The sequence below is a fragment of the Algoriphagus halophilus genome (genome assembly GCF_900129785.1).
Lineage (GTDB): Bacteria > Bacteroidota > Bacteroidia > Cytophagales > Cyclobacteriaceae > Algoriphagus > Algoriphagus halophilus.
Window position 1 is genome coordinate 2,221,496 of the sequence record NZ_FSRC01000001.1, and the last position, 16,983, is coordinate 2,238,478.

A 16,983-nucleotide genomic window follows, 5' to 3' on the forward strand; every position below is an offset into this window, starting at 1 on the left:
GTAATTTCGGGATAACTTCAGTCCTTATTCCTTATATTTCTCCTGATAGAATCAACCCATCAGATAGCCAAATTTTCAACTATGAAATCTTCTTTTAAAGTTAAGCTGTTCATCATCTCACTTTTTACTGTCCTTTCTACTCCTGGTTTCATTTCCGCCCAGGACAAAAAACCTAATTTCATCATCATTTTCACCGATGACCAAGGGTATGGAGATGTGGGAGTTTTTGGACATCCGACCATCAAAACCCCAAACCTGGATCAAATGGCCATGGAGGGACAAAAGTGGACCAATTTCTATGTGGCAGCAAATGTCTGTACCCCCAGCCGTTCCGCAATTATGACGGGAAGACTTCCTGTAAGAACAGGGATGTATAGTAATACCAGAAGGGTTCTTTTTCCAGACTCGGATGGAGGACTTCCAAGTTCTGAAAACACCATCGCAACCTTGCTAAAAACCTCTGGCTATGCCACCAAAGCAATCGGGAAATGGCACTTGGGTCATCTGCCCCCCTACCTCCCCACGAACCATGGGTTCGATTCTTACTTTGGCATCCCCTATAGCAATGACATGGACCGAATCAACGATGTTTCTGCTAAAGAGGCCTTCGCAAATCCAAAACACAATTATTTCAACGTTCCTCTGATGAGGGACACGGAAATTGTGGAAAGACCCGCCGACCAAAATACGATTACCAAACGCTATACAGAAGAAGCCATCCAATACATCCAGGAAAATAAAGACCGACCTTTCTTTATCTACCTGGCTCACTCTCTTCCCCACGTGCCTTTATTTGCAAGCCAAGGATTCTTAGGAAGCAGTGAGAGAGGGTTATATGGAGATGTCATTGAGGAAATTGATTGGAGCGTGGGTCAGATCCTAACGACACTTAAAAAAGAAGGCTTAGATACCAACACCTACGTAGTCTTTACTTCAGACAATGGTCCCTGGCTTGTCTACAATGAACAAGGAGGAAGCAATGGAGGCCTTTTCGGGGGAAAAGGCACCAGTTATGAAGGCGGAGTTCGTGTGCCCACCATCATTTGGGGCCCGGGAAATGTGCAACCAGGGGTCGTATCAAAAATTGGAAGTACCCTGGATTTGTTGCCTACCTTTTGCAGTTTATCCAACACGGTCAAACCAAACGATCGGGTTTATGACGGGTTTGACTTAAGCCCTGTATTGGCAGGAAAAGACGAAACCCCAAGAAATGAACTGTTTTATTACCATGGAGACCGGTTATTTGCCGTAAGAAAAGGGGATTACAAACTCTATTTTTACCAAAACAACCCCATGGGCTATCCTGCCAAAGTCGAAAAACTGGATACGCTTCAACTCTTTAACCTGGCACATGACCCTTCCGAGAGGTTTAATATCGCTTCAGAAAACAATCAGATCATCGAGGAAATCCAGGCCTTGATCCAGACACATCAATCCAATATGACCTTTGGTCCCACACAATTGGAAAAACGAATTGAAAAGAATTAAGTACTGATTCGTTTCTTAGGTTTGGGGGTATTATTTGGACGTGTCAAGGCTGTTTAGCTTTGACACGTTTTTTTTTGTCCGCCTTCCTGCTTCTTTATTCACTTCATCACCCTTGTGTCTGTCGATTGACTATTCTTTTTAGAAAAAGCACTTCTAAAAAACTCGTTCTATTTTTATTTAGATTTTTTCTAAACAATTGTTTTAGAATTAATCTAAATAAATAACTTTGCAGTCGAAATCAATTACCCAATCAACTATAAAATGATGAAGTTTTTAAAAAGCCCTCAATTCCTTTTGGGGTTCGTCTTATTAGCTGCAACATCTTGTGAAAATGAAACTGCAGAACCCAATCTGAGATCGGAAATCGGCTATGGTGAATTAAACACCAATGAGTCCTACTCTACTCAATTTTTGGATCAATCGGGGAATTCAACGGTGGATCTAACCGAAGGGACTATTTCATTAAGTATGTTTCAGTCGATGGATAATTACATAAAATCCAGCGTCAGTACTAATTCAAGAATTGATCAAAGCCTTTTATCAAACCTATTCAACAATACTGGATCTTCTTTTACTCAAATTGAGGTAAAAGGAGGCTTATTCAATGCTTCTGACCTAGTTAATTCTGAAGTAAGTATAAGTGAAAGAGTGGCACCATCAAGATCACAAGCTGAAATTCTTGCCACCCAGGCCTATTTTGAATCTCTATTTGAGGAAATAGATGCAAACAGTTTATCCATCAATGAAGAAGCATCCATCAACCAAGCAGGTAAACTCGGAAGTTACCTGTTGAATGACAAGGGGATTGAAGTAGCACAGGTCATCCAAAAATCTCTTTTAGGGGCATTTCAGTTGGACTATATAGGAAACGTCCTTCTAAACGCTGGGCTGAATGCAGATAACTTCACGCTTGTTTCGGATAAAAACTATACCCAACTGGAACACAATTGGGACTTGGCCTATGGCACACTTACGCTGAACCCTATCTATTTAGAAGGATTTTCTGATACTGAGAAAGGATCTGTTTCTGAATTCGGAGCAGGAGCTTACATCTGGGAATATAATAAAAGCGGCTATGCGAAAATCTATCCTGCATTTCTGAAAGGAAGAGCTGCCATCGTTAACAACGACTTGGCTGAAATGGAAAACCAGGCGCTTATCATCAGACAGGAATTCGAAAAATCAATTGCAAATGCAGCCCTTGGCTATTTGGGTAAATGGAGATCCAGTACCACAGAAGACAAAAGAGCACATGCAATCGGTGAAGCCTTGGGATTCATTTATTCCCTGAGATTTGCCAGTACTTATCAAGCAGATGCAAATTTCTCTGATTCTGTGATCGCTGCTCTAATCAATAGTGAGAATGGTTTCTGGGATATAGATGCAGCTAAAATCAATGCTGCAGAAGCTGCCATCAAATCAAAATTCAACTTGTAAGAATTCATATCATCGGGCCGGAGGAGTTCCGGCCTTTTATTCCACCTTAAATACATTGGAGATGAATTACGGAAAGTACCCTATTATTCTCTTTTTGTTGGCTTTGCTTTTCGGTTGTGTTGACTCAACTGATGATCAGGATATTCCTGAAGAAAACAGCGATCGAAAAGAAATGCTGAAGTTTTGGGCAGAGGAAATGATCATCCCTTCTTATGCAGCCTTTGATCAAGACCTGCAAAACATGGTAATCAGTGCCGATCAATTTGTGAACAGCCCCACCGAGTCCAACCTTCAAACGTTAAGAAACACCTGGGTGCAGGCCTATGTTTCCTGGCAACATGTAGAATTATTTGAAGTAGGTCCTGCGGAAAAATATACCTTAAGGAACTTTTACAACATTTATCCCACCAATGTATCAGGAATTGAATCCAACATCGCTTCCTCCACATTAAATTTGAATCTGCCCTCTACCTATGACCAGCAGGGATTTCCAGCCTTGGATTACCTGATCAATGGTGTGGCAGAAGAGGATAGCAAAATCCTGGAATTTTATACGGACTCAGACAAGGGCGAAGATAGACGTGCTTACCTGAACTCGTTGGTTACCAGAATGGAAGTTCTACTCAATCAGGTAATCACAGATTGGAATGGTCCTGCCAAAGAAGAGTTCATATCAAAGACTGGATTGGATATAGGTTCTTCCACAGCTTCCATGGTCAATGCTTATGTGCTTTATTATGAAAGACATGTGCGTAGCGGTAAATTTGGTATTCCTTCCGGAGCAACTTTGGCAAGTTCCGGCACCCCGAACCCAGAAAAAATTGAGGCTTTCTATAAGCAGGATATCTCTCTTCAATTGGCGAAAACTGCTCATCAGGCATTCACTGATTTCTTTAACGGGAATGCCAATGGCAAACAAGGCCGTTCCCTGAAATCCTATTTGGTAGCGATCGGCGCCAAAGACCCAAATACAGGGAAATTATTGTCTGAATACATCAATGAACAATTGACAGTCATCAGCAATCTCCTCAATGGATTATCCGAAAACCTTTACCAGCAAATCATCACGGATAATGATGCCATGATCCAAGTGTACCAGGAAATGCAAAAAGCTGTAAGACTTCTGAAAGTAGATATGACTTCAGCAATGAGTATTACGATCACCTACTCGGACAACGATGGTGACTGATTTGAAAACAAGGTTTTCATCTTATTTAAACCAAACATCTTCTCCAGCAGCCTTAGTTGTTTTCAGAATGATGTTTGGTTTATTGATGTTTCTAAGCCTCTTGCGATTTTGGCTCAAAGGCTGGATACACCAATTATATATTGCACCAAAACACCATTTTAGCTACTACGGATTCGAATGGGTACAACCCTTGGGGCAATATACTTACCTCCTGTTTTTAGTAGGGATGATTGCTGCTTTGTTGATAAGCATAGGGCTTTACTACCGATGGGCTGCCCTCCTCTTTTTTTTAAGCTTCACCTACATTGAATTGATGGATAAGACGACTTATCTAAACCATTATTATTTTATTTCCCTCTTAAGCTTCTTATTGATTTTTCTTCCTGCAAATGCCTACTTTTCTGTAGATGCTTGGAGGAAACCCAGTCTCAATTCTTCCAAAATCCCCTCTTGGTGTACTGATTCCATCAAGTTCATGGTCATCATTCTCTATTTTTTTGCAGGGTTGGCAAAACTCAACAGTGATTGGCTGTTCCTGGCTTTGCCCATGAAGATTTGGCTACCGGCTAAAAATGACCTTCCTCTGATCGGAACGCTATTGAATGAAACTTGGGTTGCATACCTCTTTAGTTGGATCGGATGTATCTATGATTTAAGTATCGGTTTTCTTTTACTCTATACTCCAACCAGGAAATTGGCCTATGCCTCTGTCATTGTATTCCACCTGCTCACTTCTTTGCTTTTTCCGATAGGGATGTTTCCTTATATCATGATAGGTACGGCACTGATTTTTTTCTCTCAGGACTTTCACCTTCGTATCATTCATAAAATTGGAGGAATACTGCATGCCTCTTCCTCCTTTTTAAATCCCCAAAGATCTTTCAGCTATTCCAAAAATTTGACTGGTCTATTAACCGGCTTTTTGATCCTGTTCTTTGCCATTCAAATCCTCCTTCCCTTCAGATACTTCCTATACCCGGGAGAATTGTTCTGGACCGAGGAAGGATACCGATTCAGTTGGAGGGTGATGCTCATGGAAAAAATGGGATCAGCCACCTTCTTGGTCAAAGGGGAAAACGGAGAAATCAAGGAAGTGGATAACAAGGAGTTTCTTACTCCCCAACAAGAAAAGATGATGGCAACACAGCCGGATATGATACTGGAATTTGCACATATCCTTCAACATCATTTTGAAAAAACAGGAATTGAAAATCCACAGATCTTTGTGGACAGTTATGTTTCCTTAAATGGAAGATTAGGAAAAGCATTGGTTGACCCAACAATTGACCTTTCCAAAGAAAAAGAATCGCTCGCTCCAAAAAACTGGATTTTAAAATTTGAAGATGAAATTAAAGGTTTTTAATACATTCCTAATAGGGTTATTTCCAATGCTCTTGGTGGCTCAATCCAAATTGAGCGGTACCATCAGATCATCTGAAAACAACCAGGCTGTTTCTTCCTGCATCGTCTATTTAAATGATGGGTCAAAATTGGTAGAAGCCTCTTCCAAAGGTGAATTCCATTTTGAAGACCTGGCCAATGGCTCCTACACCGTTCATTTCACCAGCGAATTTTTTGAGTACAAGAAAATTCAGATTTCCATCGCCAATAAAGACCAGAACCTGGAAGTGTTTCTTGAGCCTAAAAGCATGAATCTGGCAGAAGCGGTGGTCACAGAATCCGCCTCAGATTTTGGCCTTTCCCGGATGAATGCGGTGGATAACATGGGCCTGTATGAAGCCAAAAAATCAGAAGTGATCCTGCCTGAAAATATGACGGCCAACCTGTCTACCAATAACGCAAGACAGGTCTATTCCAAGGTAGTAGGATTAAATATTTGGGAAAATGATGGAGCCGGTCTTCAGTTAAGCATTGGAGGAAGAGGGTTGGACCCTAACCGCTCCTCCAATTTCAACACCAGGCAAAACGGGTACGATATCAGTGCGGATGCACTTGGTTATCCTGAAAGCTACTACACTCCCCCATTGGAAGGAATTGGTAAAATCCAGATCGTAAGAGGAGCGGCCTCTCTGCAATATGGAACTCAATTCGGAGGACTGGTGAATTTTCAGATGAAGCGTCCGGTGGAACATAAAAAAATGGAATTAACAGCCCGGCAAACCCTTGGATCATTCGGCTTCTACAATGCCTTCACCAGTCTTAGCGGGACCCATAAAAAATTCAGCTACTATACCTTTTTTCAATACAAAAAAGGGAATGGTTGGAGACCCAACTCTGAATTTAACAGCTATAATTTCTATACTAATCTTAATTACCAAGTCACAGAAAACACCAAAGTCGGTATTGACATCACAAAAATGACCTACCTCTCCCAACAGCCTGGGGGTCTAACCGATGAGATGTTTGAACAAGACCCCAGACAAAGTAATCGATCAAGAAACTGGTTCAATGTGGACTGGAATTTATATGCTTTCCATTTGGACCATAAATTCAACCAGAATAATTCGGTCAATCTTAGATTCTTTGGATTGAATGCCAATCGCTATTCCGTTGGTTTCAGACCCAATAGGGTGGCCACCATAGACGATAATTCAGAAAGGGATCTCATCAAAGGTGATTTTGAAAATTGGGGCACTGAGTTTCGATACCTCAAAAGGTATTCGCTGGGCAACATCCAATCCATAGGAATCACAGGAATCCGTTATTACCATGGATATAATCATAGTACGCAAGGGTTTGGCAGTACTGGGTCAGATGCGAACTTTAATTATTTGCCAGGGGAAGACAACCTGCTCAATGACTATGAATTTCCAAACAAAAACCTCTCCCTGTTTTGGGAAAATATCTTCTTCCTGAATGATAAACTATCCATTACTCCCGGGGTCAGGTTTGAAAACATCAAAACTTCTGCGGAAGGATATTATGCGATCGTTTATAGAGATCTGGCAGGGAATATCCTTGAACGAAATGTGGTGGAAGAATCCAGAAAAAATAACCGGAGCTTTCTGTTGGGGGGTGTAGGCCTGAGTTTCAAGCCAAATGAGAAATTAGAGGCCTATTCCAACATTTCGCAGAACTACCGTTCCATCACATTTAGTGACATGCGAATCTCCAACCCTTCCGCCACCATTGATCCGGATCTGGAAGATGAAAAAGGATACTCCATCGATCTTGGAATCCGTTCTGATCAAAACAGGTTAATCAATTATGACCTGAGCCTCTTCTACCTTAACTATAACAACAGAATAGGGGAAGTCCAGTATTATGATGAAAGCAATCGGGTATTAAGACAGAGAACCAATATCGGTCAGGCCATCATCAGTGGCTTTGAGAGTTATGTAGAATGGGATTTCCTATCTACTTTATTCCCCGACAATGAGTCATGGAGAGGCACTGTATTTAGTAACCTCGCAATTATTAACTCCACCTATAAAGCCAGCGATATTAATGGAATTGAAGGCAATGAGGTAGAATTTGTCCCAAATGTCAATTTCAAAACCGGACTTTCGGTGGCCTATAAAAACTTTAAATCTTCGCTTCAATTCAGTCATCTCAGTGATCAATTCAGTGATGCCACCAATGCCATCGATGGGGGTGTTTCAGCAGTGGTCGGTTTAATTCCTGCTTATTCAATCATGGATTTCAGTTTATCCTATGAGTACAAAAAATTCAAGTTGGAAGGATCTGTCAACAACTTGACCAATGCGATTTACTTTACCAGAAGAGCGACAGGGTACCCTGGCCCTGGTATTTTACCCTCAGATGGAAGGGGAATTTATTTGACTGTACAGTTTCAACTCTAGTCAACTACTCGCTTGGCTTTACGCTGATTTATTCAGACAAAAAACAAAAAGCCGATTTTTTTCAAAATCGGCTTTTTGTTTTTAAGAGTTAATTAATTCAACGTCCAATAGTCCTTCATGACTACCGCTTCCTTGGTGGAAGATTGACCATTCATTTCAACCTCCACGGTGTAAGTACCAGGGTTCACGGTACGGGTAATGAATCTCATCGATTCAATTCTCCTCTGGATGTCTTCCTCTTCCATTCCAAATCCACGGAACCGTTCAGCGGTTTGATCCAACTGCTTCTGGGTCCGCTCTCCAGTAACTTCCTCAAATTCCCAAACAAACTTATTTAATCCCGCTTTTGCATCCATAGATTTGGTGAAAATCTCTTTGGCACCTTTATAGATTTTAATCGTTGCTTGACCCGCATTCTTGGCGTAGAATTGAATATGGTTACCTGGGCTTCTGCTCTCTCCATCAAAGTTGGTATAGGCAGTCACATTACTCAAACCTTCGATGTATTGCACGGCAGGTTGGATATCAAATAAAGTCAATTCCGTGTCCAGCACAGTTTGATCCAATCCCTGAAGAGGACTGATATCCGCGATAAAAATACCTCTACCATGGGTAGCAACCACCAGTTCATTTTCTCTTGGATGTATCACCATATCATAGGCAGGATTACTTGGCATATTGGTCATGAACCTGGTCCAATTGGCTCCCCCATCGATACTAGCATAGGTTCCCAATTCTGTTCCCACAAATAACAAATCGGGATTTTTAGAATCCTCTCTGATTACATTTATTCCTCCTGCTGGGATACCCGCGGCAATAGAAGTCCAGGTTTCACCCCAATCGGTTGTTTTGTATAAGAATGAACTAAAGTCATCTCTTCTCATTCCATTATAAGAAAGGTAAGCGGTACCCGGATAATGTGCGGAAGCCTCAATTCTTGTTACCCAATACTCCGGATTGTTTGGAATGTTCTCATTTAATAAGGTCCAGGTTTTCCCACCATCTCTCGTGACTTGGACGTTTCCGTCATCCGTACCTGCCCAAAGCTCATTGGGATCCAATGGAGATTCCTCCAAAGTGGTAATCGTTCCATACTGGATATTTCCGGTTCCTAATGCCTTGATAGAATCATTTTTAGATAAGTCAGGACTGATTTCAGTCCAATTCTCGCCTCTGAAGCTGGATCTTAGCACTTTGTTGCCTGCATGATAGATCACATCTGTGTCATGTTGTGAAACTACGATGGGTGAATTCCAATTCCAGCGCATCTCTCTTGCCCCAGAATATCGAATGCTCTTTGATTCTCCGGTTTCCAGATCCAAGCGTTGAATTGGCCCGAATTGAGACTCGTTGTACAGGTATCGATTATTGGATCGATCAATGACATTATACATTCCATCTCCTCCTCCTACTCTTTGCCAAGCTTCAAAAGGAATGGAGCTTCCGTCTTTCATGGAACTTGGACCTCTCACAGAACCATTGTCCTGTAATCCTCCATACACATTATAAGGATAAGCCATGTCCACATCTACCGCATAGAACTGAGCCAAAGGCAGTTCATCCGGGTGATACCAGGTCGCCCCTGCATCATAGGTGATGCCCATTCCATGGTCGTAGCCAAGCAACATATGCTCAGAATCCGCTGGGTCAATCCACATCGCATGGTTGTCTCCTCCGAATCTGAAAGGCATTCCCCAGGTTTTACCCCCGTCTTTGGTTTCCCAAACACGAATTCCCAAGACATACACATGGTCTTCATCGTTCGGATCCACGATTACCTGTTGATAGTAATAGGAAGGGTAACCTCCTACATCCTCCCCTTCTGGGCTTATTTTTCTCCAGCTTTCTCCTCCATCATCAGATCGATACATTTCTGTTCCTGCTGTTTTTTGATCGTTGCCCAAAGGAAGTCCGATCTCAAGCATTCTTTTTCTCTCTTCCTCAGAAATCCCTTCCACATTGACGTTTTCAACATTGGCATAGACCACATTTGCATTGTTAGGCGCATAGGCAAGTCCTATTCTACCTAAAAATCCACCGGGGAACCCATTGCTTAGCTTATTCCAGGACTTCCCTCCATCCGTGGATTTGTACACTGCACTTCCTTCTCCTCCTTCATTGAAAGTCCAAGGTCTTCTGATTTTATCATAAGCTGCGGCGATCAAAGTATTGGGATCTTCAGGACTCATGATTACATCCACCACTCCAATATATTTCCCGTCTTCACGCTGGATATCCAACACCTTCTTCCAGGTTTTACCTCCATTGGTTGTCTTGTAAAGTCCTCGTTCTTCATTCTCAGAATACAAATGGCCCAATGCCGCCACGTAGACCACGTCAGAATCTGTGGGATCAATGACGATTCTGCCAATATGATGAGACTCTGGAAGCCCCATGTTTGTCCAGGTCTTTCCGGCATCCGTAGATTTATAGATCCCATCTCCCCAATAGGAACTTCTGGAGTTGTTTGCTTCTCCAGAACCCACCCAAACCACATCGGGATTTTTTTGGTCAACGGCTACCGAACCAATGGAAATCACTGATTCATTGTCAAAAATCGGAGTCCAGGACTGTCCATTGTTCACGGATTTCCAAAGTCCCCCTGAAGCAGTAGCGGCATAGATTACTTTCGTTGAATTGGCCACTACAGCGAATTCAACATAGCGACCCCCTTGCCTGGTAGGACCTATTTCCCTGAATTTAATAGCCTCCACGACTTGGTCAGGGATTTTCTGCGCATGAGCATTGGGAAGTGAAACCGCTGAAATCAACAGTCCCATTGCCAAAACACTCTTTAATTTTTTTGTAGATTGTTTGATCATAGAATTAAGGTTGTGCCACTTAAATTAAGGTAAAAAGCAAGCACCACAAAACCCCATGAACTCAATTATGTAAGTGGTGGGAATGCATGGCTTTTTGGCAATGCCAACCGGTAATCCCGGACTAAAAACAAGATAAGCCTGACTATTCTTTGATTTTTTCGAAAAGGACTCCTTCCTTTTGAATTCGATAACCCCTGACTTTCCCCTTGCTATCACGCTCAAAATAAACCAAATCCCCGTCCACATCAGAAAAGATGTTTTCTGTTTCAAAGAACAGCGGGAATTTCACCCCCTTGATGATCGCATGCAAATCAGGAGAATGATCCACTAAAACAAATTCCAAAGTCGCTCCCTCCTTGTATTCAAAGACTCCCGTATATTCTGACAGGCCAAAATCGGCATCCAGAAATTCATAGGGATCTTCCTCCGTTAAAATCAACCCGTCTCCCGGAACCCAATTGTCATACTCCATATAAAATGCAGTCCGCTTCGCTTTGGTCAGCCCCTGGAATTTGGCTACCAAATGCAAAGCCCCATCTATTCCTGCAGAAATTCCGGCAGTGGTGACCACCTTTCCATTATCTACAAAACGAACATCCTTCCGGACATCTATAGTTGGATAATTTTCTTCCAGGTTGTCTAATGCGTCATGAAAAGTAGTGGCCGTCTGACCATCCAGGATCCCGGACTCAGCCAATAAAAACGCACCCGTACAAACAGAAAAATAATAGTCGGTATCAGCTTGCTGTTTGATCCAATCGATCACCGCTGGATCCTGGTAGGCGCTGGCAGCATTCCCCCCGAAAAAAGCAAGTACATCCGCTTTGGGGGCATCTTCAATGGAATAATCAGGGGTCACCTTTAATACGCCTTGTGATTTTATGGGATTTTTGCTTTTGGAAACAGTAAATACCCGATAGCCGGCATACGAAAATACTTCCAAAGGGCCGGCAAAGTCCAACACCTCTACTCCATCCTGAAGGTAAAATGCAATGGTTTTCACCTCCTCTTTACGAATCAAAGGCATGTGACAATGAGGGCAAATACCCGGTCCCTCATAAATCAGGGAATCACATGCAGCTCCACATGGGGGACAAATGTACTGGGCGGGGTTATTGGGTAATCCTGGAACTAATAACATCAAACTAAAAAGAAGGGATAAAATAGGTTTGAGCATAATTCTTTTTTCTCAAAGCTAGCTTAACCATGGGCAAGTCGAAAGGACAAAACAACTCACTTTTGGGACAGTTGATGGGGTAAAACCCCTTCAAACTTCCTGATTAGGGAACGAAGTTGATTGCTGCTTTTTAACCCGCAGCTGGTGCTGATCACCTCCAGCTTCTGACCACTTGCCAACATTTTCACCGCTTTTTCCACCCGTAGTTTATCTCGATACTCCCCCAGGGTGATGCCTGTCGTCTTTTTGAAATTCCTACTTAAACTTCTTGGACTCATGCAGGCCTGTTCCCCCAATCTTTCTAAGCTCAAATCCTGATCCAGATTCCCTGCCATAAAATCCTGGATTTCATGGATCCGGGTATCCAGGTGATTTCGGAACTGAAGAAACACACTCAATTGAGGGTCTTCTTTCGACCTTCTCACATACAAAACCAATTCCTTTGCAACCTTCATGGCCAGGATGGGCCCATACATTTCTTCCAACACATACAAAGACAAATCAATCCCTGAGGTAACCCCCGCACTGGAATAGATATTCTCATCTTTGACAAACAGCCGATCCTCCAACCAGTTGGTATTCGGGAATCGCTTTTGAAATTGTTTCAGGTATTTCCAATGTGTGGTACAACTTTTCCCTTCCAGAATCCCGGAAAGTGCCAGGATTAAGGTACCGGTGCAGACAGAACAAATCTTGGCATTTCGGTCATGTTGCTGCTTTAACCATTCCAAAAATGGGACAGCGGCTTGTGCAAATCCCCTGCTCAGAAGAAGTTCGGAATCAATCCCGGGAATAAACACCCAATCCTCCGAGTGGAGCTGAAAGTCAGCAAAATCCACCAATCCAGAAAGAGCAAGTCCCGCACTTGATTGCTGGGTTTCCCCTCCCTCTGTGCTGATAAAGTAAGTCTCTAAACCCTGCTCCATCATTCCTGCCTCGTAAAAAGCATGGATTGGACCACTGATATCCAACAAATGAACTTGGGGAGGCACCGCAAAAAAGACCCGCTTGACTTTTTCCATGGTCCTAACCTAAGCTTTTATAAAGAAATTTGACAAGCGATTGGAATGAAAAAACAGGTAAATGAGGATTTCAATCCAAGGTAGTCCACCCCCAACAAGGGAGCATTTCAGATCAACTTGTGATCCCTCGCTTCTCGTATGCTATTTTTTTTCCTTTCCCCCATCCATTCCACCCTAAACCCTTGCCAAAGTCCATTCAACATTTTTTTATAAAATTAATCTTATCTCTATTTGGATTAAATCTAAATAAATCTACTTTTGTCATGTATTTATAATTGATCTAAATAATGATAAGGAAAATAATTCTGGTATTCTTAGCAGGGGCCCTGGTGTCTTGTGGATCTCCTGAACAATCCAAAGAGACGAACTCGGATCAACCCTCCAAAAAAATAATTACAGCCGGAGGCACGATCACGGAGATGGTGAACGCATTAGGCCATGGAGATGAAATCATTGCAACGGATTTAACCTCCACTTATCCGGAGGCAATGAAGGAATTGCCTTCCATCGGGTATAGAAATCAAATAAAAGCAGAAGGGATTTTAGCTTTTGGACCTGATTTGGTCCTGATAGAAGAGGGGTACTTAAATGCAGATGTCATCACCCAATTAAAAGCTGCACAGGTTGAACTGGAGGTGTTTACCAAACCCAAGTCCATCGCAGAGACCAAAATTCTGATCACAGCGCTTTCTGAATTTTTTCAGGAAGAGGATAAAGGTCTCCAACTCATTTCAGAAATAGAGGATGATTTAGAGCAATTAAACGGGTTTTTGGCCACCCAAGACCGCAAGCCCAAGGCTTTGTTTGTCATGGCAAGGGGACCGGAAACCCTATTCATGGCAGGAGAAAAAACCTTTGCTTCTGAAATGTTTAAACTGGCTCAGTTAGAAAGTACAGCTACTGGCTTTGATGAGTTCGCCCCTTTGAGTCCTGAATCCTTGCCCACATTAAACCCAGACTTCATTGTGCTTTTCACATCAGGTGTCCAAAGTTTGGGCGGATGGGAAGGCTTATCAAAAATTCAGGGAATGGATCAAACTACCGCCTTCCAGAAAAACCGAGTTATTTCAATGGATGGTCATTACTTATCCAGCTTTGGACCCCGCGTAGGGAAAGCTGCCTTGGACCTTGCTAAAGCTGCCAGACCCTAATGCTGATTTCAACTTCACATAGGGATAAGTCCAAGTGGCAAAACCTCATCCTATTGGCTTTTGCACTCTGCTTGACTGTATTATTTGTCCTCTCCCTTTCTCTGGGAGCCTATTCCATTTCCCTGCCACAAAGTTTTTCCATTTTGATGGATCAAGTAGGTATTCGTATTGGGTCCCATCACATACAGCAGGAAAATGTGCTGCTTCAGATCAGGTTACCCAGGGTTATGATGGCTACCCTAGTAGGAGGAGGATTGGGAATTGCCGGGGCCTCCCTACAGGGAATGTTCAGGAACCCCCTGGTAGAACCCGGTCTAATCGGAGTCAGTAGCGGTAGCGCACTCTTCGCGGTCATCTTTATGGTGTTCATCCCTGTCACGTCTGGTCTTTTCGAAGCTTTGCAACTCATAGGACTGCCCTTGTTCGCGTTTTTGGGTGGATTAATACATGTCCTCGGGGTCTATAAACTTTCCAAAAGCCAGGGAAAGTCTGAATCGGGAATGTTGATATTGGCTGGAGTTGCCATCAATGCTTTAGCAGGGGCCTTGATTGGACTCGTGCTATTCTTTGCGGATGATACGGCCTTAAGAAGTTTTACCTTTTGGAGCTTGGGGGACCTGGGAGGTTCCGTCTGGAATAAAATCCCAATCAGCATCCTATTTATCGGGGGACCTTCCCTCCTGCTGCTCTTTCAACATCAAGCCTTGAATGCATTGGCACTGGGAGAGCAAGAAGCCTTTCATATGGGGGTCAATGTACAGAGAATCAAGCTGCAGCTTTTAATCTGCTGTGCATTAATTGTAGGAACCGGAGTATCCATGGTAGGAATGGTCGGTTTTGTTGGATTGGTGGTTCCCCATCTGATTCGGATTCTTTTTGGGGCTGATCATCGACTCGTCTTACCGGGATCCTTCTTGCTTGGAGCCATCTTGATGAATGTCGCAGACCTCATAGCCAGAATCATCGTAATCCCTGCAGAGATGCCCATTGGGGTCATTACCGCCTTAATCGGAGCACCATTCTTTATCTGGTTGATTTTCAATCTAAACCATTCCAAAACCTATGCTTAGAGCTTCAAACATTCATTTTTGCATCAAAAACAGAGCGATCATAGATCAGATGAATCTGGAATTGAACCCAGGGGAAATCCTGGCTGTATTAGGCCCGAATGGGGCAGGAAAGTCCACTTTTTTCAAAATCCTATCCGGAGAAATTGCTTGTAAGCAGGGTACTGTTCACTACAATGGAAAATTGGTTCATCACCTGCAACCAAAGCAATTGGCAGCGATCCGATCGGTGATGCCCCAACATTCCCAGTTGAATTTTCCTTTTTCTGCTGAAGAAGTGGTTCGGCTGGGTTTGATCAGTTCCAGTGCAAGGTCCCCGGAACACCTGATTTCCGAACTGATGGAAGTAACCAATACTGCACATCTCAAAGAAAAAGCCTTTAACCATCTCTCTGGTGGAGAAAAGCAACGGGTTCATTTGGCAAGGGTCCTGGTTCAAATCTGGGAAAACAAACCCTTTCCAAGATTTCTGCTGTTGGATGAACCTACTTCCAGTCTGGACATTGCCCAGCAACATGCAGTCTTAAAAATACTGGACCGCTTAAAATCCAGAAACATTGGCATTCTGGTGATTTTACACGAACTGAACCTGGCTATTCAATACGCGGATAAAATAGCCCTGCTAAAGAACGGAACCCTTGTAAAAACCGGAGAAGTGCATGCAGTCATGGAAAAAGAAACCTTGGCCCATGTGTTTGACCACCCCATCCAACTGATCAAAAACCCTTATACCGGAGGACTGATAGTCTCGTCCTCCCCTGAAATAATGTCAACAATATCCTCTTCAAAACTAAGCTACTATGGAAATCTTTAATGAAGCTACCATTTCCCTAAAGCAAAACTGGGAAGCATTAAAAACAGAATCGCCTCAATTGAGAATCAGGGATGCCGCAAAAAGACTTGGGGTTTCTGAAGCCGAACTTTTGGCAACCGGGATCGGTGAGCAGGTGATTAGACTGCAAGACAATTTTGAATCGCAGGTACTTGATTTCCCTCAGCTTGGGAAAGTCATGGCTTTGACCAGAAATGAAGCATGTGTCCTGGAGCATAAAGGTCCTTTTCAAAAAATCGAACTACATGCTGCCGGTCCTTCCACCATCGCTACCGTGATTGGCCCCATAGAACAACGTGTGTTTTTCAAAAGCTGGAAATTCGGTTTTGCCGTGACTACCCCCTCTCCAAAGGGAATATTAAAAAGCCTCCAATATTTTGACCAGACGGGAGAGGCCATTTTAAAAGTTTATTTACAGGAGCAATCCAATCCTGCCGCTTATGAACGAATGCTGGAAAAATACGCATCGGAAAACCAACATAGCACGCTGGACATAGAAACACCTGAAATACCCTCCTACTCCTCCTTCAATGAGCTGGATATGGATGCGTTTCAATCTGATTGGGCCACTATGAGAGATACCCATGACTTTTTCGGGATGCTTCGAAAGCACCGGCTGAACCGATTGGATGCTGTAAAATGGATTGGGGATAGATGGGCTTACGAAGTAAACAAGCTTTCGGTGAGGAAAGTACTTTCTGTTGCCTCTGATACACAATTACCCATCATGATTTTTGCGGGCAATAAAGGGAACATTCAAATCCATCAGGGAAAAATAAGAACCATCAGACAGATGGGAAATTGGATCAATGTACTGGATCCTGACTTCAATATGCATCTCAACGAATCGGAGGTGGATTCCGCTTATGTGGTACATAAAAACACCACAGATGGATATGTATCCGCACTTGAACTCTTTGACAAAAACGGGGAATTGGCAGTTCAATTCTTTGGTCTTAGAAAACCAGGATTGCCCCAAAAACCCGCCTGGAAAGAATTATTGGATCAATTGACTTAATACGGATGGGGAGGTA

General features: G+C 42.9%; 12 protein-coding genes. 9 read left to right on the plus strand and 3 right to left on the minus strand.

The window, feature by feature from the left end; translation table 11 throughout:
- The first annotated feature begins 81 nt into the window (after positions 1–81).
- From BUR11_RS09435 to BUR11_RS09455, 5 genes are all read left to right on the plus strand, one after another.
- Complete coding sequence (locus BUR11_RS09435; protein WP_074224574.1) at positions 82–1,488, plus strand: sulfatase family protein; 1,407 nt, start codon at positions 82–84, stop codon at positions 1,486–1,488.
- 261 nt (positions 1,489–1,749) lie between these two features.
- The gene (locus BUR11_RS09440) at positions 1,750–2,925 is read left to right on the plus strand and encodes a DUF4856 domain-containing protein (protein ID WP_074224575.1); all 1,176 of its coding nucleotides are present in this window, start codon (positions 1,750–1,752) and stop codon (positions 2,923–2,925) included.
- Positions 2,926–2,986: 61 nt separating this feature from the next.
- On the plus strand, positions 2,987–4,114 hold the full coding sequence (locus tag BUR11_RS09445) for an imelysin family protein (RefSeq protein WP_074225195.1): 1,128 nt from the start codon (positions 2,987–2,989) through the stop codon (positions 4,112–4,114).
- On the plus strand, positions 4,104–5,477 hold the full coding sequence (locus BUR11_RS09450) for an HTTM domain-containing protein (RefSeq protein WP_074224576.1): 1,374 nt from the start codon (positions 4,104–4,106) through the stop codon (positions 5,475–5,477). Before BUR11_RS09445 ends, BUR11_RS09450 begins: the two co-directional genes overlap by 11 nt.
- Complete coding sequence (locus BUR11_RS09455) at positions 5,458–7,878, plus strand: TonB-dependent receptor domain-containing protein (RefSeq protein WP_074224577.1); 2,421 nt, start codon at positions 5,458–5,460, stop codon at positions 7,876–7,878. Before BUR11_RS09450 ends, BUR11_RS09455 begins: the two co-directional genes overlap by 20 nt.
- A gap of 92 nt (positions 7,879–7,970) precedes the next feature.
- On the opposite strand, the gene BUR11_RS09460 is transcribed toward BUR11_RS09455, so the two are convergent.
- The 3 genes from BUR11_RS09460 to BUR11_RS09470 form a co-directional block, all read right to left on the minus strand.
- Positions 7,971–10,700, minus strand: coding sequence for a WD40/YVTN/BNR-like repeat-containing protein (locus BUR11_RS09460; protein ID WP_074224578.1), 2,730 nt, complete (start codon positions 10,698–10,700; stop codon positions 7,971–7,973).
- Positions 10,701–10,842: 142 nt separating this feature from the next.
- Positions 10,843–11,877 carry a DJ-1/PfpI family protein gene (locus tag BUR11_RS09465; RefSeq protein ID WP_084560905.1) on the minus strand — a complete coding sequence of 345 codons (1,035 nt, stop codon included), beginning with the start codon at positions 11,875–11,877 and terminating at the stop codon, positions 10,843–10,845.
- Between the two features lie 56 nt (positions 11,878–11,933).
- Complete coding sequence (locus BUR11_RS09470) at positions 11,934–12,899, minus strand: GlxA family transcriptional regulator (protein WP_074224580.1); 966 nt, start codon at positions 12,897–12,899, stop codon at positions 11,934–11,936.
- 287 nt (positions 12,900–13,186) lie between these two features.
- Here BUR11_RS09470 and BUR11_RS09475 point away from each other — a divergent pair, with 287 nt between their 5' ends.
- From BUR11_RS09475 to BUR11_RS09490, 4 genes are read left to right on the plus strand one after another with little or no spacing between them, the layout of a single operon-like run.
- Positions 13,187–14,050: a heme/hemin ABC transporter substrate-binding protein gene (locus BUR11_RS09475; protein WP_084560906.1), complete on the plus strand. Its 864-nt coding sequence runs from the start codon at positions 13,187–13,189 to the stop codon at positions 14,048–14,050.
- On the plus strand, positions 14,050–15,120 hold the full coding sequence (locus BUR11_RS09480) for a FecCD family ABC transporter permease (protein ID WP_074224581.1): 1,071 nt from the start codon (positions 14,050–14,052) through the stop codon (positions 15,118–15,120). Before BUR11_RS09475 ends, BUR11_RS09480 begins: the two co-directional genes overlap by 1 nt.
- The gene (locus tag BUR11_RS09485) at positions 15,113–15,931 is read left to right on the plus strand and encodes a heme ABC transporter ATP-binding protein (protein WP_074224582.1); all 819 of its coding nucleotides are present in this window, start codon (positions 15,113–15,115) and stop codon (positions 15,929–15,931) included. The genes BUR11_RS09480 and BUR11_RS09485 overlap by 8 nt, the downstream gene beginning before the upstream one ends.
- Entirely contained in the window at positions 15,918–16,967 is a 1,050-nt protein-coding gene (locus tag BUR11_RS09490) for a hemin-degrading factor (protein ID WP_074224583.1), read from the plus strand. Before BUR11_RS09485 ends, BUR11_RS09490 begins: the two co-directional genes overlap by 14 nt.
- The last annotated feature ends 16 nt before the right edge of the window (positions 16,968–16,983 follow it).

Excerpts from the sequence above, each read along its gene's own strand:
- BUR11_RS09435 (WP_074224574.1), top strand. The coding sequence starts at position 82 with ATGAAATCTTCTTTTAAAGTTAAGCTGTTCATCATCTCACTTTTTACT.
- BUR11_RS09440 (WP_074224575.1), top strand. The coding sequence starts at position 1,750 with ATGATGAAGTTTTTAAAAAGCCCTCAATTCCTTTTGGGGTTCGTCTTA.
- BUR11_RS09445 (WP_074225195.1), top strand. The coding sequence starts at position 2,987 with ATGAATTACGGAAAGTACCCTATTATTCTCTTTTTGTTGGCTTTGCTT.
- BUR11_RS09450 (WP_074224576.1), top strand. The coding sequence starts at position 4,104 with ATGGTGACTGATTTGAAAACAAGGTTTTCATCTTATTTAAACCAAACA.
- BUR11_RS09455 (WP_074224577.1), top strand. The coding sequence starts at position 5,458 with ATGAAATTAAAGGTTTTTAATACATTCCTAATAGGGTTATTTCCAATG.
- BUR11_RS09460 (WP_074224578.1), bottom strand. The coding sequence starts at position 10,700 with ATGATCAAACAATCTACAAAAAAATTAAAGAGTGTTTTGGCAATGGGA.
- BUR11_RS09465 (WP_084560905.1), bottom strand. The coding sequence starts at position 11,877 with ATGCTCAAACCTATTTTATCCCTTCTTTTTAGTTTGATGTTATTAGTT.
- BUR11_RS09470 (WP_074224580.1), bottom strand. The coding sequence starts at position 12,899 with ATGGAAAAAGTCAAGCGGGTCTTTTTTGCGGTGCCTCCCCAAGTTCAT.
- BUR11_RS09475 (WP_084560906.1), top strand. The coding sequence starts at position 13,187 with ATGATAAGGAAAATAATTCTGGTATTCTTAGCAGGGGCCCTGGTGTCT.
- BUR11_RS09480 (WP_074224581.1), top strand. The coding sequence starts at position 14,050 with ATGCTGATTTCAACTTCACATAGGGATAAGTCCAAGTGGCAAAACCTC.
- BUR11_RS09485 (WP_074224582.1), top strand. The coding sequence starts at position 15,113 with ATGCTTAGAGCTTCAAACATTCATTTTTGCATCAAAAACAGAGCGATC.
- BUR11_RS09490 (WP_074224583.1), top strand. The coding sequence starts at position 15,918 with ATGGAAATCTTTAATGAAGCTACCATTTCCCTAAAGCAAAACTGGGAA.